Source organism: Enemella dayhoffiae (assembly GCF_002250625.1).
Taxonomy (GTDB): Bacteria; Actinomycetota; Actinomycetes; order Propionibacteriales; family Propionibacteriaceae; genus Enemella; species Enemella dayhoffiae.
Map to the genome: position 1 here is coordinate 383,820 of NZ_NMVQ01000012.1, position 20,875 is coordinate 404,694.

Below are 20,875 nucleotides of genomic sequence, written 5' to 3' on the forward strand. Positions count from 1 at the left end.
CGAAGCCAGCGCCCGCGCCCGCTCAGGGGACGCGGGGTTCGGGGCCGGGGAAGTGGCAGGCGGCCCGGGCGCCCGAGGGCACCGGTTCGAGCGGGGGCCGGTCGGTGGCGCAGACCTCCTGGGCCCGCCAGCAGCGCCCGCGGAACGCGCACCCGGTCGGCCGGTTGGTGGGCGAGGGCAGGTCGCCGCTGAGCAGGCGACGGCTGGCCATCCCCTTGCGGCGCGGGTCCGGGATCGGCACCGCCGACAGCAGCGCCTGGGTGTAGGGGTGCTGGGGAGAATCGAAGATATCGGCGGCGGCGCCGTATTCGACGATCGAGCCCAGGTACATCACCGCGATCCGGTCCGAGATGTGGCGCACCACGCCCAGGTCGTGGGCGATGAACACATAACCCAGATCAAGCTCGCTCTGCAGCCGCTCCAGCAGGTTGACCACCTGCGCCTGCACTGACACGTCCAGCGCCGACACCGGTTCGTCGAGCACCAGCATCTTCGGCTCCAGGGCGAGCGCCCGGGCGATCCCGATCCGTTGCCGTTGCCCGCCGGAGAACTCGTGCGGATAGCGGCTCGCCAGCGCCGGGCGCAGTCCGACCAGGTCGAGCAGCTCGTACGCACGGGCCTGCCGGGAGCGCCGGTCGCCGATCCCGTGGATCTGCAGCGGCTCGGTCAGGATGTCCTGCACCGTCGAGCGCGCCGGCAGCGAGGCATACGGGTCCTGGAAGACGAACTGCAGGTCGCGGCGTACGCTGCGCAGCTCGCGCCGCGACAACCCGCCGATCTCGCGCCCGTCGAACCAGACCCGGCCCGAGGTGGGCGGATGGAACCCCATCAGCGTCTTGCCGACGGTGGTCTTGCCGCAGCCGGACTCCCCCACCAGCGCCAACGTCTCGCCGCGGCGCAGGTCGAAGGAGACGTCGTTGACGGCGTACACGGTCGTCGGCTTCTTCAGGAATCCGCCGCCGACGGAGAAGTGCTTGACCAGGTTGTCCACCTTGAGCAGCAGGTCCTCGCGATTCTGCGCAGCGGTGGTCTGTGCGGTGGTGCCGGTGCTCATCGCGCCTCCTCCGGTACGCCGGCTCCGCCCGGGCCCTCCCGGTCGGTGGTGCTCGGGTCCAGCCCGGCCAGTTCGGCGTGGAAGTGGCAGGCCGCGCGATGCGCGGGGGCGACGTCGGCCAACGGCGGCTGGGTCTGGCACTCGGTACGCCCGTTGCTCTGCCGGCAGCGCAACTGGAAGGCACACCCCTCGGGCAGGAACCGCGGATCGGGCGGCTGACCGGCGATCGCGAACAGCTGGTCGCGTCGGTCGTCCACCCGCGGCAAGGACTCCAGCAGCCCGAGCGTGTACGGGTGCCGCGGCGCGTGGAAGAGGTCGTCGACCGGTGCCTCCTCGACCACCTTGCCGGCGTACATCACCACCACCTGACGGGCCACCTCCGCGATCACGCCCAGGTCGTGGGTGATCATCACCAGCGCCGAGTCGTTCTCGTCCTGCAGACGCTGCAGCAGCTCCAGGATCTGCGCCTGTACCGTCACGTCCAGGGCCGTGGTCGGTTCGTCGGCGATGATCAGCTTCGGCCGGTTTGCGATGGCGATCGCGATCATCGCGCGCTGCCGCATGCCGCCGGAGAACTGGTGCGGATATTGGTCGATCCGCTGTTTCGGGGCGGGGATGCCGACCTCGGTGAGCAACTCGACGATCCGCTCCCGACGGGCGGCCCTGGTGCGCAGGTCCGGGGAGTGCCGGCGCAGCGTCTCCTCGATCTGGGCGCCGATCGTCATCACCGGGTTGAGCGCGGTCATCGGGTCCTGGAAGATCAGCCCGATCTCCCCGCCGCGCACCTCCCGCAGCCGGGCGGCCGACATGGTGAGCAGGTCCTCACCGTCGAACCAGGCGTGCCCGCGGGTCACTTTTCCGGTGGCCGGGAGCAGCCCGAGGGCCGACATCACGGTGACCGACTTGCCCGAGCCGGACTCCCCCACCACGCCCAGCGTCTCGCCGCGGCTCACCTGGTAGGAGGCGCCGTTGACCCCGCGCACCACTCCGTTGAGGGTGCTGAACTCGGTGGTGATGTCCTCCAGGCGGAGCAGCGCGTCGCTGCCTGGCGTGTGCTCGCTCATCAGCGCACCTGCCTCGGGTCGACGGCGTCACGCAGCCCGTCGCCGACGAAGTTGACCGCGAGCACCGTCAGCGCGATCGCCGCCCCCGGCGGCACCCACATCCACGGCATCGACTTGAGGATCCGCAGGCTCTGCGCCTCGGAGATCATCGACCCCCAGCTGGGGGTGGGCGGGGGTACGCCGAGGCCGAGGAAGGACAGTGCGGCCTCGGTGCCGATCACGGTGGCGGTGAGCAGGGTGAAGGTGACCGAGGCGTGCGGCAGCACCGCCGGCAGCATGTGCCGCAGCAGGATGTGGACCGGGGTGCCGCCCAGCCCCTCGACGGCCTGCACCGAGTCCTGCTCGCGCAACTGCATGGTGACCCCGCGGGTGACCCGATAGGCCTGGGTCCAGGTCAGGCAGCCCAGCATCACGATGATCATCAGCACCCCGGAGCCGAAGATGGCGACCACGACGATGATCACGATCAGGATCGGGAAGCTCTGGAACACCTCGGCGATCCGGGTCAGCACCGAGTCGATCCAGCCGCGGAAATAGCCGGCGACGATGCCGAGCAGCACGCCGAGCACGGTGGCGAGAAGGGCGGCGGTGAGCCCGATGGTGAGCGACAATCGGCCGCCGTGCAGTAGCCGGGCGAGCACGTCACGTCCGGCCGAGTCGGTGCCGAGCGGGTGCCCGGGCCCGGGCGGCAGCCGATAATAGGCCGTGTCCACGGCGTACGGGTCGACGCTGTAGAGCAGCGGCCCCAGGAAGGACACCAGCAGGAACAGCAGCAGCACCGCGCTGCCGATCATCGCCAGCTTGTGGCTGCGGAAGCGGCGCCAGGCGAGCTGGCTCGGGGTGAGCTCGCTCTCGGTTCGGGTGGTCTCGCTCATCTCACTCCTCCCCTAGACCCGGATCCGCGGATCGACGACGGCATACGACACATCGGCCAGCAGGTTGGCCAGCACGACCAGGATCGCGATGAACATCACGAAGCCCATCAGCATCGGATAGTCGCGGCCCTGGATGGAGTCGACCGCCAGTCGGCCCAACCCGGGCCAGGCGAAGATCTGCTCCACGATCACCGCCCCGCCGAACATGGTCGGGAGCTGCAGGGCGACCACGGTGATGATCGGGATCAGCGCGTTGTGCACCGCGTGCCGCCAGGTGATCCGGGCGTTGCTCAGCCCCTTGGAGCGGGCGGTGGTGATGAAGTCCTGGCCGAGCACGTCCAGCATCGAGGAGCGGGTGTAGCGCTGATAGATCGCCGCCCCCTGGGTGCCCAGGATCAGCGCGGGCAGCAGCAGGTGCCGCAGCCCCTCGAGCACCGTCGGGTCGGGGGCGTTCATCCCCGCGGTGGGCAGCCACTGCAGCTGCAGCCCGAACACATAGATCCCGATCAGGCCCACGAAGAACGGCGGGACGCAGATCGCGACCAGGGCCAGGAAGGAGACCACATAGTCGGTCGGGCGGTTGCGGCGCAGCGCCGACCACACCCCCGACAGCAGGCCGATCAGCAGCGAGATCAGCAGCGCCGGGATGATCAGCGCCAGCGAGTTCTGCAGCCGTTCACCGAGCACGGTGGCGACGGCGCGTCCGTCGGCCAGGGAGCGGCCCAGGTTGCCGGTCAGCGCGTCGCCGAGCCACACGGCGTACTGCACCGGCAACGGCTTGTCGAGCCCGAGCCGCGAGCGCGCGGCGGCGACCTGTTCGGCTCGGTCGGGGCCGGTGAACTGCATCGGGTCGAAGTACATCTCGACCGGGTCACCCGGGGCGGTGCGGATCATCAGAAACACGAGCACGCTGATCAGCAGCAGGGTCACCACACTGACCGCGAGCCGCTTCACGACGAATCGGAGCATCCGTCTCCCTTCGAGGCAGGCTGGTCGGCCGGCTCCGCGGAGCCGGCCGACCCGAAGGCGGTCAGGCGATCACTTGGCCCACTGGGCCGCGGAGGCGGTGATCGGGTTGGCCGACGGGTCGAACCCCTTGACCGACTTGCCCGTACCCCAGTTCAGGGAGGCGCTGTAGAGCGGGAAGTTCATCACCTCGGTGTTGAGGATCTTGTACGCCTTCTGGTACGCCGCCTGCCGCTGGGCCTGGTCGGAGGTGGCCTGCCCCTCGGCCATCGCCCGGTCCAGCTCGGGGTTGCAGAAGCGGGCGATGTTCGGCCCGTTCGGGGACGCCTGGGCGCAGGTGACGCGGGTGGCGAGCAGCGACGGCTCGGGCACCGCCATCGTCAGCGGACTGATCAGCAGGTCGAACTTGCCCTCGTTGACCCCCTTACCGATCTCGGCGGCTGAATGAGGGGTGATCTTGGCCTTGATCCCGGCCTCGGTCAGGTTGCCCACCACGATCTTCATCACCGCGTCCCGGTCGGCCTGGCCCGGCACGATATCGAGGGCAACCTCGGTGTTGGGGTCCCAGTTGGCCTCGGTGAGCAGCTGCTTGGCCTTCGCCACGTCGCGGTTGTAGGGGTTCTTGTCGCCCGGGATCACCCAGTCGGGTGAGAACAGGTAGGCGTCGGCGGTCTTGCCCTGCCCGGCCAGCACCGAGTTGACGATGCCCTGGCGGTCGATGGCGTACATGATCGCCTGGCGGACCTTGACGTCCTTCAGCTTGGCGGTCGGGGTGATCGGAGTGTGCAGCGCCATCACCTTGTTGCCGGGCTTCTGCAGCACGGTGATGTTTTTGTCGCTCTGCATCGACTTCACGTCGGTGGCCGGGATCTCGGCGGCGTCGATCTCGCCGGTGCCGAGCTGCGCGGCCGCCACGTCGCCGGTCAGATACTTGGCGTACACCTTCGCCACCTGCGGTTTCGGGGTGTACGCCGGGTTGGCGGCGAACTCGATCTGGTCGTCGGACACCCACCTGCTGAACAGGAACGGGCCGCTGCCCACCTTCGGCTCACGGAAGGCGGGGTTACCCTTCCACTGGTCGCGCGGAATGGAGCCGTAGACGTGCTTGGGGGCGACGGCGGCCTCGGTGAGCAGCGCCGGGAAGCCGACGTTGGCGGTGTCCAGCTCGATCTTCAGGGTCTTGTCGTCGGGAGCGGTGATCCCGGAGACGTCCTGCGCCTTGCCGTCGCGGAAGTCCTTGGCACCCTTGATCGCCTGCAGATAGCCAGCGATGTAGGAAGCGGTCTTCTTGTCCAGGTGGCCCTCCAGGCCCCACTTCACGTCGGCGGCGGTGATCGGCGTACCGTCACTCCACCTGCCGTCGGGCTTCAGGTTGAACGTGAACGACTTGCCGTCGGGGGCGAAGGTCCACGACTGGGCCAGACGGCCCTCGTAGGCGTTGTTGGCCCAGGTGAGCAACGGTTGGAAGTGCAGGTGCACCACGGTCAGGTCGGCGCCACCACCGGCATCGTAGGGGTTGATCCCGGTCGCCTTCTGGTAGAGGTAGAAGCTGAAGTTCTTCGCCCCCTGATTCTGGCCGGATCCGCCGTTACCGGTCCCAGAGCCCGACTGTCCCGCCGGGGCACAACCCGGCAGGAGCATCAGCGCCGTCAGGGCAGAGGCTGCAATCCACTTCTTCGAAACGCCCACGAGTCCTCCTTCAGTGCCCGGCACGACGCCAGATGTCAATAAGGCCCAACCTTTGATCGGGGTGAGGGCTCGTGCCCTCGGTACCAGCCATGGCCCGGTGCGGCTCCGTTGCCGCCTGGTCGACCCGGTGACTGGGTCTGCACCGTAGCGCATGGGTCGGCCCCGGAAGGCCGGAAGGCACCCGCACCGGAAAAACGTGATCGCCCCGTTGCACAATGCAACGGGGCGATCGGGGGTCGATCAGGTGATGCGTACGCTCAGCGGCGGCCGCGACCTCCGCGGCGGTCCACGTCGACGAAGTCGACCCGCACCTGTTCGCGGCCGGCGAGGGCGGTGATGACGGTACGCAGGGCGCCGGCGGTGCGGCCCTGACGGCCGATCACCTTGCCGATGTCACTGGGGTGCACCCGGACCTCGAGCATCCGCCCGCGGCGCAGGTCCTTGTCGCTGACCTGGACATCGTCGGGGTTGCTGACGATGCCGCGGACCAGGTGCTCCAACGCGTCGGCCAGCATCTCAGGCCTCGGTGGTGGCGTCGCCCGACTCGTCGGCCTTGGCCTCGTCGGACTCCTCGGCCTTCGCGTCGTCGGCCTTCGACTCGTCGGCCTTGGCCTCGGACTTCTTGGCGCTGAACGCGGACACCTTGGCGGCGTCGTCGTTGTTGCCGAGTGCCTTCTCATAGAGGGCGGTCTTGTTCGGCTTCTCCGGCTGCGGGTCGACGCCCGAGGGGGACTTGTCGCCGCTGAACTTCTGCCAGTCACCGGTGCGCTTGAGGAGGGCGACGACGGCCTCGGTGGGCTGGGCGCCGACGCCGAGCCAGTACTGGGCGCGCTCGGAGTTGACCTCGATCACCGAGGGGTCGTTCTTCGGGTGATACTTGCCGATCTCCTCGATCGCCCGGCCGTCGCGCTTGGCGCGCGAGTCCATGACGACGATGCGATAGTGCGGGGTGCGGATGGCGCCGAGGCGCTTCAGACGAATCTTGACAGCCACGTGGGTGGTTCTCCTGTGGGACTGCCCCGAGCTGCTCGGGGCGGGCGGTGAGCGCGGGCGGACCTGGCTTGCAGGCGTACCCGAGCTCCGGGTCGGATCCGCGCCTGGGCACGGAAGCAGCGTCCAGTGTGCCACAGGCGCACGCCGCCCGAGAAATCCTGATCCGCGGCGACGTTACGATCATCGGGTTGCCACAGTTGGCGACGTCGCCCGAGCGAAGGAGAACCCGTGGGTGGGTCCGGAGGAATTCTGATCATCGGCGTGCTGATCGCCATCGTGGCAGCCGTCGTGATCGTGTTCATCGTGCTGAACCAGCAGAAGAAGAAGCAGCCGACGCAGCCGGGTCAACTGCCGCCCGGCCCGCACCACCCCGGCCCGCACCACCCCGGCCAGCACCACCCCGGCCAGCACCACCCCGGCCCGCACCATCCCGGTCAGCCCGGCCCGCAGCAGTACGGTCCGCCGGGGATGCAGCAGCCGGCTCCGCGGCAGTGGGGTGGCCCGCCGAACTCGAACGGCTGAACCACCCAACAATTCCCGGGGTTCACGACTCATAGCGAGCATGACCACCGTTGAGCAGCCAGCCCCCGAGACAACCCCCGCCCTGCAACTCGTCCCGCCCCCGCCCGGTTTCGTCCGGCCGTCGCGGGTGTTCGCCCGTCGTCGCCTGAGCGAACGGTTCCCGGCCCTCTATCCGCTGGCGATCCGGGCGCACCAGCTCCGCCGCCACCTGCGCTGGGCGCTGTCGGACGACCGGTTCGCCACCACCGGCCAGACCGAGCCGCTGGCGTACCGGGTGAAGCAGCACAACTCGCTGCTGATGCGCGAGCTCTCCCCCGACGAGATGTGGCTGCAGCGCAACAAGGTGGTCAACCTGCGGCTGGCCGCGGACTGCGTCGACGGCCTGCTGATCCACCCCGGTGAGACGTTCTCGTTCAACAGGGTGGTCGGCAACTGCACCCGGCGCCGCGGGTTCGTGGAGGGGATGCGGCTGTCCAACGGGCACGCGGTGGCCGGCGTCGGCGGCGGCATTTGCCAGCTGGCGAACCTGCTGCGCTGGATTTTCCTGCACAGTCCGCTGACCATCACCGAACGCTCGGAGCACTCCTTCGACCCGTTCCCGGACAAGGCCCGGGTGCTGCCGTGGGGGGTGGGCTGCTCGATCGTCTACAACTACGTCGACCTGGCGGTGCGCAACGACACCGGCGCGTCCTTTCAACTGCACGCCCGGGTCGGCAAGCGCCACCTGGAGGGCGAGCTGCGCAGCGACCGGGAGCCGGCGCACTCCTACAAGGTGTACGCCCGCAACGAGCAGTTCATCCGCGCCGACGGTCAGTTCTTCCGCCGCAACGAGATCTGGCGCCGGGTGATCGACCGCCGGACCGGCCGCGACACCGGGGTGGAGCTGATGAAGCGCAACTGCGCCGAGGTCCGCTACACCCCCCGCGGCCAGGTGATCGACTGCGACACGTACGCCCCCATCGGTCGCGGGGTCTGAGCCGCGCGACCGTCGAGACCGCGGGCTCAGGAGTTCTTCTTGAACATCTTCTGCAGCTCCGGCGGCAGCTCGAAGTCGCCGCCGTTGCCGCCGCCCATCCCCTTGAACTGGTTCGGGTCGAACCCGTGCCCGCCGAACGCGGCGGCCGGGTCCACCGCCGGCTGCTCCGGCTCGACCGGCTGCGGGGCGTTGCGCTTGGCGGGGTTGCCGGAGACGCCCTTGCGGTTCTTGTTCTTCTTCACCGGTTGCTGCTTCTTGCGTCCGCCGCCGGCCATCCCGGGCATGCCCGGCATTCCGGGCATGCCGGCGGGCATCTGGCCGTTGGCCAGCGCCGACATCATCTTGCGGGCCTCGAAGAACCGCTCGACGAGCTGGTTCACCTCCGAGACCTCGGTGCCGGAACCCCTGGCGATCCGGGCGCGGCGGGAGCCGTTCAGGATCCTGGGGTCGTCGCGCTCGGCGGGGGTCATCGACAGGATGATCGCCTCCAGCCGGTCGACCTCCTTCTCGTCGATGTTGGCGATCTGGTCCTTCATCTCGCCCATCCCGGGCAGCATGCCGAAGATCTTCGACAGCGGGCCCATCTTGCGGACGGCCTTCATCTGCTCCAGGAAGTCGCCCAGGCCAAACTGCTGGCCGCCCTTGGAGGAGATCTTCTCCGCGGCCTTGCGCGACTTCTCCTCATCGAAGGTCTTCTCGGCCTGCTCGATCAGGGTGAGCATGTCGCCCATGCCGAGGATCCGCGACGCCATCCGCTCGGGGTGGAAGACGTCGAAGTCCTTCATCCCCTCACCGGAGGAGGCGAACATGATCGGCTTGCCGATCACCCGGGCGATCGACAGCGCCGCACCACCGCGGGCGTCGCCGTCCAGCTTGGTCAGCACGACGCCGTCATAGCCGACGCCATCGGCGAACGCCTGGGCGGTGTTCACCGCGTCCTGACCGATCATCGCGTCGACGACGAACAGCACCTCGTCGGGGTCCACGGCCGACTTGATGTCGGCGGCCTGCTGCATCAGCACCTGATCGACACCGAGCCGGCCGGCGGTGTCGACGATCACCACGTCATAGAGCTTGCGGTCGGCCTCGACCAGTGCCGCCTTCGCGACGGCGACCGGGTCACCCCAGGCGCCGGGGTTCTCCGCCTCGGCCTGGGAGGTGGCGCCCGGGTGCGGGGCGAAGCAGTGCACGCCGGCGCGCTGGGCGACCACCTGCAGCTGGGTGACCGCGTTGGGGCGCTGCAGGTCGGCGGCGACCAGCAGCGGCGAGTGGCCCTCGGACTTCAACCAGTACGCCAGCTTGCCGGCCAGGGTGGTCTTACCGGCACCCTGCAGACCGGCGAGCATGATCACCGTCGGCGGCTTCTTGGCGAACCGCACGGTGCGGGTGTCGCCGCCGAGGATGTTGACCAGTTCCTCGTTGACGATCTTGACGATCTGCTGGGTCGGGTTGAGCGCCTCGGACACCTCCGCACCCTTGGCCCGCTCCTTGACCGCTGCGATGAACTCCTTGACCACCGCCAGGTTGACATCGGCCTCCAGCAACGCAATCCGGATCTCGCGTGCAGTGGCGTCGATGTCGGCGTCGCTCAGCCGCGTCTTGCCGCGCAGGCTCTTGAACGTTGCGGCGAGGCGGTCGGACAGTGTGTCGAACAAGGTGGTCCCTCGTGGGTTCGGGTCGGTCGGGGCAGTCACGGTACGCCCCAGCGGGACCGCTGCGGCGTACGCTGCTGACCAACTTTACTCGATCGGGCTCCCCTGCCGAGCGGTCACAGGCCGTTGTGCTTCCCGAGCCAGGCGAGCGCCTGCGGGAAGGTCGGCGTGTAGGTCTTGAACCCGTGCCCGCCGCGGTCCAGCACGATCTTGGCCGTCCCGGGCCACCGCTGGGCCGCCTCGATCATCGCCTTGGAGTCGCCGTCGCCATAGGTGCTGCCCTCCCACGACATCTTGTCCCGGGCGCTGGTGATGATCAGCAGCTTGGTCGGCCGGGGCGTGGCGTGCTGGAACTGCCACAGCGGGGTGACCGCCTGACGATACTCCTCCGAGCCGCCGAACAGGTCGGGCTCGTGCGGGTGCACCCACGGGTGGAAATAGCCGCCGATCGAGGCGGCGGCCCCGAACTGGTCGCGGTGGCGCAGCAGCAGGTTGGTGGCGCACATCCCGCCGGTCGAATAGCCGGCGGCGTTCCACCGCTGGGGGTCGCCGCTCGCGCGCACGGCCCGGTTCACCGCGTCGCGCACGTCGCGCACCAGCCAGGTTTCCGACTTCGGCCCGTTGGGGATGTCCAGGCACTCGGTGTCGCGCGGCGGGTGGGTCATGATCTGCGGGAACACGCCGATGAACGGTCTGGTGTCCCCCGTGGCGATCGACTCGCTGGCGACCTTGTCGAACTCAAACTGGTGATAGACGCCCTCGGGCGTACCGGGCAGGCCCGGCATCATGTAGAGCACCGGGAATTCGGCGGTCTCGTTGCCGGGCGCGAAATACTGCTTCGGCAGCCAGATCAGCACCTCCCCCTTCACCCCGGACGCCTTGCCGTCGACCGCCAGCCGGACCAGGGTGCCGCCAGTCGGGGTGCGTTCGGTGGTGTTGGTCGGCGGTGCGGGACGCATCGAGTCGGCCGGCATCGGCGGGCCCACCGGGCGGGGTTGCAGGTCGTTGCTGGCCTCCCCGTCGCCGAGCAGGTCGCCCCAGGTCATGTAGAACCGCATGTCGCGGTTGGCGATCACCAGCACCGCCATCACCGCGAGCACCTGGGCGAGCACGATCGCCAGCCAGCGGGTGGCCAGCCACCAGGGCCGTTTCGGTCGGCCGCGCCCCTCGATCCGGATCCGCTGCCACCAGCGGGTGGCGCCAGAGTCCCGGCGTACCCGGATCAGAACCAGCAACGGGATCGCCACCGTCAACGCGACCAGCAGCGCCGCCAGTTCCCAACTCCTCAGACCCACGCCTGCATTATGGGTCCCCGATCAGCTCCGACCAACCAGAACCGGCCGCATTGCGTCCAGGCGCGACCTCGATGGCAGACGGGTCGAGCCGCCCCTCCACCCGGGGGTGGAGTCAGGCGAGGATCGCGTCCACGAACTCCTCGGCGTCGAACGGGGCCAGGTCGTCGGGACCCTCACCGAGACCGACCAACTTGACCGGTACGCCGAGCTCGCGCTGCACCTGGACGATGATGCCGCCCTTGGCCGACCCGTCGAGCTTGGTCAGCACGATCCCGGTCACATTCACCACCTCGCGGAAGATCCGCGCCTGGATCAACCCGTTCTGCCCGGTGGTGGCGTCGATCACCAGCAACACCTCGGTCACCGGCGCCTTCTTCTCGATCACCCGCTTCACCTTGCCGAGCTCGTCCATCAGCCCGGTCTTGGTGTGCAACCGGCCGGCGGTGTCGACCAGCACGCAGTCGACCTCGAGCTCGACGCCTGCCTTCACCGACTCGTACGCCACAGAGGCCGGGTCCGCACCCTCGGCCCCCCGCACCGTCGGTACGCCCACCCGCGACCCCCAGGTCTCCAGCTGATCGGCCGCCGCGGCCCGGAAGGTGTCGGCCGCCCCGAGCAGCACGTCACGGTCCTCGGCGACCATCACCCGGGCGAGTTTTCCAACGGTGGTGGTCTTTCCGGTGCCGTTGACGCCGACCACCATGATCACCGCCGGGTCCTCCCCGGTCCGCCGATCCGCCAGACCGCGGTCCAGGGTCGGGTCGACCAGGGCCAGCAACTCCTCGCGCAGGATCCGCCGGGCCTGTTCGCCGTCGGTGATCCCCTCCACCTTGAACCGGGTGCGCAACCTGTCCACCAGCTCGGTGGTCGGCCCGACGCCCAGGTCGGAGGCGATCAGCATGGCCTCGAAGTCGTCCCAGGTCTCCTCGTCGATGGTGCCGCCGGAGATCAGGTTCAGCAGCCCGCGGGACAGCGCGTTGTTGTGTCCGGCCAGCCGCTCCCGCAGCCGCCGCAGCCGGGTCCGCGGGGCCTCGGGGCGTTCCAGCAGGTCGACCTGCCCGGAGCCGGCGCCCGGGTCGAGGTCGGGATCGGCCGTGGCGACCGCTCCCCCGTCGCCGTCCCGACCACCGCCCGCAGCGCCCCCGCCCGGGCCGCTCAGCTCACCGCGGCGCTGCCGCTCCAGGGCGCGGCGGCGACTGACCGCCACCCCGATCCCGATGCCGGTGAGCAACAGGACGACCGCGCCGATGATGATGCCGAGAATCACTGGGTCCACGGCCGCCATCCTAGGCGGCGTCCACCGGGTGACCAGCCACCTCCATCGGTCGCCCGGCGTTCACCTGTCGGACATCTTTGTCGACATCGCCGGCAACCGGTCTGCGGAAGGTTTGGGCGACAGCCCAGCCCAGGAGGAACTCCGTGCCCACCGCCCCAACCCGCACCCTGACCGGTGTCGTCGCCGCCGTCGCGACCCTCGCCCTGACCGCCCAGCTTTGGGCGTCCGGTCTGCCGCGGGCGGCAGCGCTGGAACCGGCCCCGGCGGTGGTGGTCACCGAGATCGCCCCCGACAACACCGGCGCCGACAACTTCGAGTTCGTCGAGCTGCACAACCCGACCGTGACCAGCGTCGACCTCTCGGCCCAGCGGATCTCCTACATCTATGCCGATTCCGCCGATCGGACCCCAGACGTCGCGCTGCGCGTGCCGGCCGGGACCACCCTGGCGGCCGGGGAGACGGCGGTGCTCTGGGTCGACTACACCGCCGGCACCGTGGACACCAGCACCCGCACCGAACAGCAGTTCCGCGACTTCTGGGCGGCCAACGGGCAGCCGGCCACGGCGTACCGGATCGTTCGGGTGACCGGTCAGCCGGGTCTGGCCAACGGGGGCGACCGCGGCCTCCGGATCTCGACCGCCGACGGGACCGAGCTCAGCCGCTCGTTCTATCCGGCCGGCTCGGTCGGGGTGAACCTCACCGCCACCTTCGACCACCGCACCGCCACCACCACCTCGATGACGCTGACCGGCCGCCAGGCCACGGCGACCCCCGGCGCCCTGCCGGCACCGACCACGCCCACCCCGACCCGGACGCCGACCACGCCGACCCCGACCCCGACGCCGACCACGCCGACGCCCACCCCGAACCCGCGGGTGTGCACCCCGGGCGCCACCTCCCCGCTGCAGATCACCGAGCTGCTGGTGGACAGCGACAATGTGGGCGGCGCCGACGGCTATGAGTTCATCGAGGTCACCAACACCTCCGACCGGGCGATCGCGTACGCCGACTTCCACCTCAACTACCTCTATCCGCTGGATGACCTGACCCACAGCCAGGTCGCGGCCTGGCCGGCCCAGCCGGCCGACCCGGTGATCCAGCCAGGCGCCTCGCTGGTGCTGTGGATCAAGAACGGCGGCAACCAGGCCCTCGACGCGGCGGCGTTCAACGCCCGCTTCGGCACCAATCTGACCGCCGGCACCCAGCTGGTCGAGGTGCAGTCCGCCGGCATGGCCAACGGGTCTCCGCGCGGGCTGGAGATCGTTACCAATACCGGCACCTCGGTCAACCGCGCCTACTACAACCTGGCTGGCGCCGACGACGTCGACCCCAACCAGGGCATCCAGTACGCCACCGATCCCGCGGACCCCCCGCGGCAGCGGCTGCTCGGCAAGGCGGCGCCCACCCCGGGCAGCACCAGCGCTGCCCAGACCCCGCTGTGCGTCGCGCTGCCCACCGACACCACCGCGCCGGTGATCACCGACGGCACCGGTTCCCAGATCACCCCGGGCCAGGACTTCGGACTCAGCGCCACGGTGACCGACGACCTCGGCGTACGCACCGTCACCGTGTGGACCCGCAGTGACGTCGACGCCACCTTCACCCCGACCCGGTTGACCGTCGGACCCGGCGATTCCTATGCGCACACGATCTCCGCCGCCGACCTGACCGGCAAGCGGTGGATCGACCACTACTGGACCGCCAGCGACGGCACCAACACCACCACCTCGCCGACCGCCCGGGCCACCGTCACCGGGGTCGACACCGCCCCGATTCGGCTCTCGGTGACCGACGGGCAGTGCCTGCGCGGCACCACCACCGTCTTCGCCGACGGCCGGGCGTACCCCTCGCCGCTGACGCTGACGGTGAACAACACCGACGTGACCGCCCAGACCTCCCCCACACTGGCCGGCGAACCGGTCTTCGCGATGGAGGCCGGCGGGGTGAACACGTTCTTCAAGAACGGCATCTGATCGGTCAGGACGTGCTGAAGATCTTCGAGGACGGCATTCCCGAGGGCACCCGCACCATCTCCACCGCGGTCCCGCTGAAGTATGTCCGCCAGGGCAACGAGCTGGTCGTGTCGGTGTACGCCGGGACCAAGGCGAAGCCGGCGATCGACCCGGCGGAGAACAACGACGACTTCACCATCCAGGCCCTGCGGTTGGTGCTGCCCGATGGGCGCACGCTGACCCCGAGCAACTACACCGACCCGACCCGGGTGCTGCAGATGGGTGACTCGGCGGGCAAGCTCGACTTCTTCGACGTCCGCTTCACCCTGCCCGACAACGCGTTCACCGCGCTCGGGTACGCCTGGGACACCACCACGGTGCCGGACGGGCGCTATCCGATCAGCGCCACCAACGGCACCGACACGCTCACCCGGACCGTGTGCGTGGACAACACCGCCCCGACCATCGACACCCCGATCATCGAGGGACGGACCCACCAGGGACCGTTGACGATCAGCGCGACCGCCACCGACGCCGGCTCGGGGGTGGCTTCGCTGAGCGCCACCCTGGACGGACGGGCGATCACCCTGCCGCACGAGACCTCCTCGACCCAGCTGGCACCCGGGGAGCACGTGCTGGTGCTGACCGCGACCGACCGGTTGGGCAACGCCTCCACCCGGACCGTGCGGTTCACCACCCCGGTCGAGCAGCCCGGCGTACGCCTGGACTCGCCGGCCGACAACAGCGAGGTGCCGTGCAGTCCGCTGGAGCTGCGGGCGACGGTGACCGACCCGAGCGGGGACCGGACCGCTGTCGCGTTCAACCGCGGCTACCGCCTGCAACCGGGTACGCCCCAGCTGGCGGCCTCGACCGGGGTGACCCGGGACGCCGCCGCGCTCGCGCGGACCGCCGCGCCGGTGGCTGATGCGACCCCCTTGACCGCCCGCGACGGCAGGTCGGTGACCACCGAGTCGGCCGACCAGCTGCCCTATCAGCTGTTCGACGTCAGCGTGCCGGCCGATGCCGGGGCTGACTTCCTGGCCCGGGTGCGCTGGGACGGGGATGCCAACGCCAACGCGCGGGTGGTGATGTCGGTGCTGAACACCCGGACCAACTCCTGGGAGCGGGTGGATCAGCACGTGACCACCGCACCGGGACCGTTCCAGCTGCAGGCGCTGGTGCCGGCCGCCGATCACGTGGTGGAGGGGAAGATCAAGGTGCTGGTGCAGCACTCGATCGGCTACGCCGGGGCGAACCTGTCCACCGCGAGCACCCCGGTCACCCCGGCCCATCCCGGTGACACGCCGCGTCAGGCGTACGACTTCACCTTCGGCTGGGAGTCCGACACTCAGTACTACAACGCCAACGACGCGTTCTATCGCCACCAGCTCGGCATCCACGACTACTTCCTGGACCGCCGCGAGGAGCTGAACCTGCAGTACGTGTTCCACACCGGCGACATCGTGGACAACAACACGATCCCGCACCAGTACGAGAACGCCGACCCGGCGTACAAGCTGCTGGACGACGCGAAGCTGCCCTATGGCGTGCTGGCCGGCAACCACGACGTGTCGCACCAAGCAGTGGACTACACCCAGTATGGGCAGCACTTCGGCGAGGCGCGCTATGCCGGCAACCCGTGGTATGGCGGGTCGCACCAGAACAACCGCGGCCACTTCGACCTGATCAGCGCCGGCGGGATGGACTTCCTGATGCTCTACCTGGGCTGGGGGCCCGGGGATGAGCAGCTCGCCTGGCTGAACGAGGTGATCCGGGCCCATCCCGAGCGCAAGGTGATGGTCAACCTGCACGAATACATGCTGACCACCGGTGGGCTGGGCCCGATCCCGCAGCGGGTGTTCGATGAGGTGGTGAAGCCGAACCCGAACGTGATCACGGTGTTCTCCGGGCACTACCACGACGCCTATCACCGCACCGACGCGTTGGACGACAACGGCGACGGCACCCCCGATCGCACGGTGCACTCGGTGCTGTTCGACTATCAGGGCCTGCCCGAGGGCGGCCAGGGGTTCCTGCGGCTGATGCACTTCTCGAACGCCACCGGGGAGATCATCGCGCGCACCTATTCCCCGACCCTGCGCCAGTACAACTCCACCGATCCCAACCTGGAGCCGCAGCACCAGGACTTCCGGATCTCCTATGCCGATCTGGGGTTGCGGCCGATGACCAAGTCGCTGTCCACCGACGCGGTGGCGGTCGACGTGCTGACGACCCGCTCGATCGCCACCTTCGACGACGTGGCCAGCGGCACCCAGCTCACCGCGACCTGGCCGGAGGCGGCGAACAGCGACGCCGGCTGGTATGTGGTGGCCCGTGACGCGCACGGCGGGGTGAGCTGGTCGGAGGTACGCGGGCTGGTGCGCGCGGCGGGCTGTGCACCGGGTACGCCCACACCGGCTCCGGGCTCACCGACCCCGGGCGTACCGGCTCCGGGGGTGCCCGCTCCGGGCACGCCGGTGCCGGCTCCGGGCGTACCGGCCCCGGGCCGTCCAGAGGGTCGCCCCGCGCCGGAATCGGTCGGCGGTCTGGCCGCCACCGGCGCCCGCGTAGGCTGACCGTATGGCTATCGAGGGCAAATATGTGCCGAGCCCGACCCAGTGGGTGCGGGACCAGGTGGAGGCGATCGAGGCGGCCGGGGACACCCGGGCCGCGCAGTTGATGGACAGGCCGGTGGTGCTGCTGACGATGCGTGGCGTCTCCGGCAACGTCCGCAAGGTGCCGCTGATGCGGGTCGAACACGACGGCGTGTACGCCGCGGTCGCCTCCAAGGGCGGTGCGCCGGAGAACCCGAAATGGTACGCCAACCTGCGCAAGAACCCGGTGCTCGAGTTGATGGACGGCACCCGCACCTGGACCGCGAAGGCGCGCGAGCTGTCGGGTGCCGAGCGCGAACAGTGGTGGGAGCGGTGCGTTGCGGCGTACCCGCCCTATGCCGACTATCAGACCAAGACCGACCGGCAGATCCCGGTCCTGGTCCTCGAACCCGTCCAGGACTGACCCCACCCCTCGCTCACGCTTATCACCCCACCTTCACGCTCCCCCAGTTGAGGACGCGTGAAGGCAGGCGATAAGCGTGAGCGGAGTGGGCAGCGGTACGCCGCAGCGGTTGCCAGATTGTGACCGTGCCGAATTGGAATCACACCAGTCACAGGTGTCACACTGGTCACGCCGAGGTGGTCGTCCGGCAACTTCCCCAACGACCGTGAGAAAGGTGTGCCGTGAGCAGCATCGTCCTCTTCACCCTCCTTGCCGTTGCCATCGCGCTGTTCGTGGTCGGGGCCGTGGCCATGGGCATGGCCGGGCACGGCCGCAGCCAGCACCCCCGCCTCGCCCACGGGTTCGCCCGCGCCGCGCAGGCGCTGAACGGCGACGCCGAGCCGCCGAGCGGGCTCACCAAGCTGTTCAGCTGATCCGCCAGGTCCCGCCGGCTGACCTGTCACCCCGCCCGCCCGGAGAAACCATGCGTCTGGAGAACATCGTCGTCGACGCCCAGGACCCGATCCGGTTGGGCGGGTTCTGGGCCGCTGCCCTGGGCGCACGACCGATCACCGAGGAGTCCGATCTCTTCGAGGCGCAGCTGGTCCTGCCCGGTGGCGACTGGCTGGACCTGTGCTTCCCCCGCGTCCCCGACCCGGTCCAACCCGACCCGCGGCTGCACCTGGACCTGAGCGGCGGTGCCCACCAGCGGCAGGTCATCGACCGCTTGCTCGGGCTCGGTGCGCGCCACCTCGACATCGGTCAGGGGTCGGTGCCTTGGGTCGTGCTCGCCGATCCCGAGGGCAACCCCTGCTGCGTGATGGAGGATCGTCCCGAGTACGCCGACGCCGGTGCGATCGCCGCGCTGCCGCTGGACTCGGCCGATCCCGAGCGGGACCTCGAGTTCTGGGCGCTGCTCACCGGCTGGCGGCGTACGCCCGGCTCGGTGGCGCACACGTTGCGCCACCCCTCGGGCCGGGGACCCCTGCTGGAGCTGTGTCCCGAACCCACCGCGAAGACCACCAAGAACCGGATCCACCTCGACCTGCGGTTCGACACCGGCGACGACCCGGCCCGCTGGGCCGAGCGACTGATCGGATCGGGCGGACGGCCGATGGAGCACGACTGGGGCGAACTGCCCTGGCAGGTGTGGCAGGACCCGTCGGGCAACGAGTTCTGCCTGCTGGCCGCCAGCGAGCGGGTCAGTCCTTCAGCCGCTGGCTGATCACCGTCGACACGCCATCGCCGCGCATCGTCACGCCATGGAGCGCGTCGGCGATCTCCATGGTCAACGGGTCATGCGTACGCACCGACAGGCTCAGGGCCAGCGGTTTGATCTCCTTGCCCAGCAGCCACGGAATCCGGTCCCGATCCCTCCCGTTGCCCGGCAGGTCGGAGTTCAGCACCGGCGCAACGGGATGGATCGATGTCGGTCACCGTGGCCGTGTTGGCCGCCACCGCCATGTCCGTCGCCAGGGCGACGTTGGTGCGCTCGGTCAGCTCATAGAGGAACGCCGCGTCGTTGAACCGGTCGGCCAACGAGTCGACCGCCTGACCGATCCCGGCGATCTGGGCGGCGGCCTGGGTGGCCTTGGCGTACAGGTAGGCGAGTCCGTGACGGAACACGCCTTCGGGGGCCATAGGGCTCGATCGGCCGGGCATGTGCCTGCCCGAACCCCACCGCGGGGCCACATGGTCTTGGGGTGATGCTCATCAGGTTCGCGGCGCAGTGGGTGCGGCACCGCTGCCAGCTCGCGCCGGGCAGGTTCGCCGCCATCGCCTCCCGCAGCCCGACGTGGGCATCGGAGGTCACCAGCCGGACCCCGGTCAGTCTGCGGGCCAGCAGATCAGCGAGCCCGACGCGGTCACCGTCATGGAGCCTTTCCATGTCATCCGGTTAGCCGGCGACGCTTTGGACCGCTGCCGCCGCCGGGTCCAGCAGGACCTGCACGGCCACGGCGGGCAGGAAAGGAGCTGATGACCGCCGTCACCGCATCCGTGAGCGACGGCGTCCCCGGCCCTTGACACCCTGGATTGCGAAGAGCCACTTTGCCCCTGGGTTTCAGAGGTACGGCAAAGCGTTCCGTATTGAGCCGGACGAGGTCTAGGCGTTCTGGCCTAGCGGACTTGGCCGGCGGCTGCGGGGCCGATCCGCGGCTGTCGCACGAGTTCCCACGTCAGGCGCAGGGCGCCGACCGCGGTGAGAGCCGTCAATACCGACCATGCGGGCATGGTCAGTGCTGGCAAGATGATGAGCAGGGATGCGGCCGCCACGAGAAGGCGGTCCGGCACGAGCTGATGGTGATCGCGCCATCGGTAGGCGACATCGGCGGCGTAGAACAGGCCCACCCCGCCACTGAGGGCGATGGCCGGCAGCAGCGGTAACGGGTCGAACACGTGCTCGAGCGCCGCGCTGGCGCCGAAGCCGAAGAAGGTGACCCCGGCGACCAGGGGAAGGTGGAGGTAGCTGTAGGCGTCGCGGGCCAGTCGGGCGCGTTCGGGCCCGTCGGCGTCTTCGAGGCGTTGCTCGGCGCCGGCGGTCAGACCGAAGTAGGCCCACCACAACGAGGCGGCGATCAGGACTCCGAGGACGGCGGCGGCGAGCACGACCGGTTGCTCCAGGTGCTCGCTGGCCCCGGTGCCCAGCCCGACGACGGCTTCACCGAGCGCGATGATGATGATGTTGCCGTGGCGCTCGACGAAGTAGGAGGGCACCACCCGGAAAACCTCGACCCCGGCGACCAGGGGTCCGCCGAAGTCGATGATGGCTGCACCGACCCAGAGCAGCTCTCGGTAGGGGGATGGGAAAGCGGCGGCGACGGCGATCAGGACTGGTGCGATGAGCAGGCTCGGGACCAGCCGCAGTAGGCCTGCACGGAGGTGTTCGTCGTCGTGGGAGGCGGCTACGACGAACAAGACCAGGTGGATGACACGGATGGCGAGCAGGGCAAGCCCGAAGACGAGGGCTCCGGTGCTGAACGCGGTCGGGAGTGCGCTTGCGGCCAGCAGCATCGCAGCCATGGCGGCGATGACCAGGCAGCGAAATACCACCCGATTCGTGGTGAAGGTGTTGGTGAGCCAGGTGTAGCAGACCCAGGCCCACCACACCGCCAGCAGGCCGAGCACACCATGACCGAATCCCCGCCACGAAACGTCGTCCCGCACCAGCTCGGTCAGCTGCGCCATGGCGTACACGAACACCAGGTCGAAGAACAGCTCCAGGTTGCCCACCGACCCGCTGCCGCTGTCCCGCGCGTCGGCCCCGCTGCCCGGCTCAGAGCTCTCTGACATCCGCGAAATCATCCCCTTTCAAGCCCGGCAACTCCCACCCCCGAACCGACGGTGCTGCCGCGCTGTCCGGAGCGCTGCCCGGACTGGCCGGGCTGCGCCCTCGGGCAGGGTCACAGCATTTCTAGTGGTCGCGGTCCGCTCGGGGGCGGAAACGCACGGTCCAGAGCATCCAGGTCTTCGCGGGTCAGCTCCACGTCCAGTGCTGTGGCGTTGTCGCGCACGTGCTGCGGGCTGCTCGCCTTGGGGATCGTGCAGAGCGAGTCGCGGCGCAGC

At 69.6% G+C, this 20,875-nt stretch carries 19 protein-coding genes and 2 pseudogenes; 8 read left to right on the plus strand and 13 right to left on the minus strand.

Annotated elements, in window-relative coordinates; translation table 11 throughout:
• Positions 1 to 22 precede the first annotated feature (22 nt).
• The 7 genes from CGZ93_RS09820 to rpsP all read right to left on the minus strand — a co-directional run bounded on the left by CGZ93_RS09820 (position 23) and on the right by rpsP (position 6,641).
• Positions 23 to 1,054: an ABC transporter ATP-binding protein gene (locus CGZ93_RS09820; protein ID WP_094363918.1), complete on the minus strand. Its 1,032-nt coding sequence runs from the start codon at positions 1,052 to 1,054 to the stop codon at positions 23 to 25.
• Positions 1,051 to 2,118 carry an ABC transporter ATP-binding protein gene (locus tag CGZ93_RS09825; RefSeq protein ID WP_094363919.1) on the minus strand — a complete coding sequence of 356 codons (1,068 nt, stop codon included), beginning with the start codon at positions 2,116 to 2,118 and terminating at the stop codon, positions 1,051 to 1,053. Before CGZ93_RS09825 ends, CGZ93_RS09820 begins: the two co-directional genes overlap by 4 nt.
• The gene (locus CGZ93_RS09830; RefSeq protein WP_094363920.1) at positions 2,118 to 2,993 is read right to left on the minus strand and encodes an ABC transporter permease; all 876 of its coding nucleotides are present in this window, start codon (positions 2,991 to 2,993) and stop codon (positions 2,118 to 2,120) included. The genes CGZ93_RS09825 and CGZ93_RS09830 overlap by 1 nt, the downstream gene beginning before the upstream one ends.
• A gap of 12 nt (positions 2,994 to 3,005) precedes the next feature.
• Positions 3,006 to 3,962 (minus strand): ABC transporter permease, encoded by a 957-nt coding sequence (locus CGZ93_RS09835; RefSeq protein WP_094363921.1) that lies wholly within the window; start codon positions 3,960 to 3,962, stop codon positions 3,006 to 3,008.
• 69 nt (positions 3,963 to 4,031) lie between these two features.
• A complete protein-coding gene (locus CGZ93_RS09840) occupies positions 4,032 to 5,648 on the minus strand; it encodes an ABC transporter substrate-binding protein (protein ID WP_176451713.1) in 1,617 nt (538 codons plus the stop codon).
• A gap of 257 nt (positions 5,649 to 5,905) precedes the next feature.
• Positions 5,906 to 6,163 carry an RNA-binding protein gene (locus CGZ93_RS09845; protein ID WP_094363923.1) on the minus strand — a complete coding sequence of 86 codons (258 nt, stop codon included), beginning with the start codon at positions 6,161 to 6,163 and terminating at the stop codon, positions 5,906 to 5,908.
• A gap of 1 nt (position 6,164) precedes the next feature.
• On the minus strand, positions 6,165 to 6,641 hold the full coding sequence (gene rpsP / locus CGZ93_RS09850; RefSeq protein ID WP_094363924.1) for a 30S ribosomal protein S16: 477 nt from the start codon (positions 6,639 to 6,641) through the stop codon (positions 6,165 to 6,167).
• A gap of 228 nt (positions 6,642 to 6,869) precedes the next feature.
• Between rpsP and CGZ93_RS09855 the strand changes: the two genes are divergently transcribed.
• Together CGZ93_RS09855 and CGZ93_RS09860 are read left to right on the plus strand one after the other, a co-directional pair.
• Positions 6,870 to 7,163 (plus strand): hypothetical protein, encoded by a 294-nt coding sequence (locus tag CGZ93_RS09855; protein ID WP_176451714.1) that lies wholly within the window; start codon positions 6,870 to 6,872, stop codon positions 7,161 to 7,163.
• Between the two features lie 40 nt (positions 7,164 to 7,203).
• Entirely contained in the window at positions 7,204 to 8,139 is a 936-nt protein-coding gene (locus CGZ93_RS09860) for a VanW family protein (RefSeq protein ID WP_094363926.1), read from the plus strand.
• Between the two features lie 26 nt (positions 8,140 to 8,165).
• Here CGZ93_RS09860 and ffh read toward each other — a convergent pair whose 3' ends face one another.
• The 3 genes from ffh to ftsY form a co-directional block, all read right to left on the minus strand.
• Positions 8,166 to 9,794 (minus strand): signal recognition particle protein, encoded by a 1,629-nt coding sequence (gene ffh / locus CGZ93_RS09865; protein WP_094363927.1) that lies wholly within the window; start codon positions 9,792 to 9,794, stop codon positions 8,166 to 8,168.
• 113 nt (positions 9,795 to 9,907) lie between these two features.
• Complete coding sequence (locus tag CGZ93_RS09870) at positions 9,908 to 11,086, minus strand: alpha/beta hydrolase (RefSeq protein ID WP_094363928.1); 1,179 nt, start codon at positions 11,084 to 11,086, stop codon at positions 9,908 to 9,910.
• Positions 11,087 to 11,198: 112 nt separating this feature from the next.
• A complete protein-coding gene (gene ftsY, locus CGZ93_RS09875) occupies positions 11,199 to 12,362 on the minus strand; it encodes a signal recognition particle-docking protein FtsY (protein WP_407643937.1) in 1,164 nt (387 codons plus the stop codon).
• Positions 12,363 to 12,505: 143 nt separating this feature from the next.
• On the opposite strand from ftsY, the gene CGZ93_RS18905 reads away from it, so the two are divergent.
• From CGZ93_RS18905 to CGZ93_RS09900, 5 genes are all read left to right on the plus strand, one after another.
• Positions 12,506 to 14,335, plus strand: a complete 1,830-nt coding sequence (locus CGZ93_RS18905) for a lamin tail domain-containing protein (RefSeq protein WP_176451715.1) — start codon at positions 12,506 to 12,508, stop codon at positions 14,333 to 14,335.
• 11 nt (positions 14,336 to 14,346) lie between these two features.
• Positions 14,347 to 16,890, plus strand: a complete 2,544-nt coding sequence (locus CGZ93_RS09885; RefSeq protein ID WP_094363931.1) for a metallophosphoesterase — start codon at positions 14,347 to 14,349, stop codon at positions 16,888 to 16,890.
• 4 nt (positions 16,891 to 16,894) lie between these two features.
• Positions 16,895 to 17,332 carry a nitroreductase family deazaflavin-dependent oxidoreductase gene (locus CGZ93_RS09890; RefSeq protein ID WP_094363932.1) on the plus strand — a complete coding sequence of 146 codons (438 nt, stop codon included), beginning with the start codon at positions 16,895 to 16,897 and terminating at the stop codon, positions 17,330 to 17,332.
• Between the two features lie 221 nt (positions 17,333 to 17,553).
• A complete protein-coding gene (locus CGZ93_RS09895) occupies positions 17,554 to 17,745 on the plus strand; it encodes a hypothetical protein (protein ID WP_094363933.1) in 192 nt (63 codons plus the stop codon).
• A 50-nt stretch (positions 17,746 to 17,795) separates the two neighbouring features.
• The gene (locus CGZ93_RS09900; protein WP_094363934.1) at positions 17,796 to 18,536 is read left to right on the plus strand and encodes a VOC family protein; all 741 of its coding nucleotides are present in this window, start codon (positions 17,796 to 17,798) and stop codon (positions 18,534 to 18,536) included.
• A gap of 71 nt (positions 18,537 to 18,607) precedes the next feature.
• Here CGZ93_RS09900 and CGZ93_RS18910 read toward each other — a convergent pair whose 3' ends face one another.
• Positions 18,608 to 18,952 (minus strand): hypothetical protein, encoded by a 345-nt coding sequence (locus tag CGZ93_RS18910; RefSeq protein ID WP_094363935.1) that lies wholly within the window; start codon positions 18,950 to 18,952, stop codon positions 18,608 to 18,610.
• Positions 18,953 to 18,989: 37 nt separating this feature from the next.
• Positions 18,990 to 19,163 (minus strand): annotated as a pseudogene (locus tag CGZ93_RS09910) (transposase); the annotation flags it as partial.
• 3 nt (positions 19,164 to 19,166) lie between these two features.
• Here CGZ93_RS09910 and CGZ93_RS09915 point away from each other — a divergent pair.
• Positions 19,167 to 19,277, plus strand: a pseudogene (locus CGZ93_RS09915) (transposase); the annotation flags it as partial.
• 152 nt (positions 19,278 to 19,429) lie between these two features.
• Here the strand turns inward: CGZ93_RS09915 and CGZ93_RS09920 are convergent.
• On the minus strand, positions 19,430 to 20,602 hold the full coding sequence (locus tag CGZ93_RS09920) for a low temperature requirement protein A (RefSeq protein WP_094363936.1): 1,173 nt from the start codon (positions 20,600 to 20,602) through the stop codon (positions 19,430 to 19,432).
• Positions 20,603 to 20,875 lie beyond the last annotated feature (273 nt).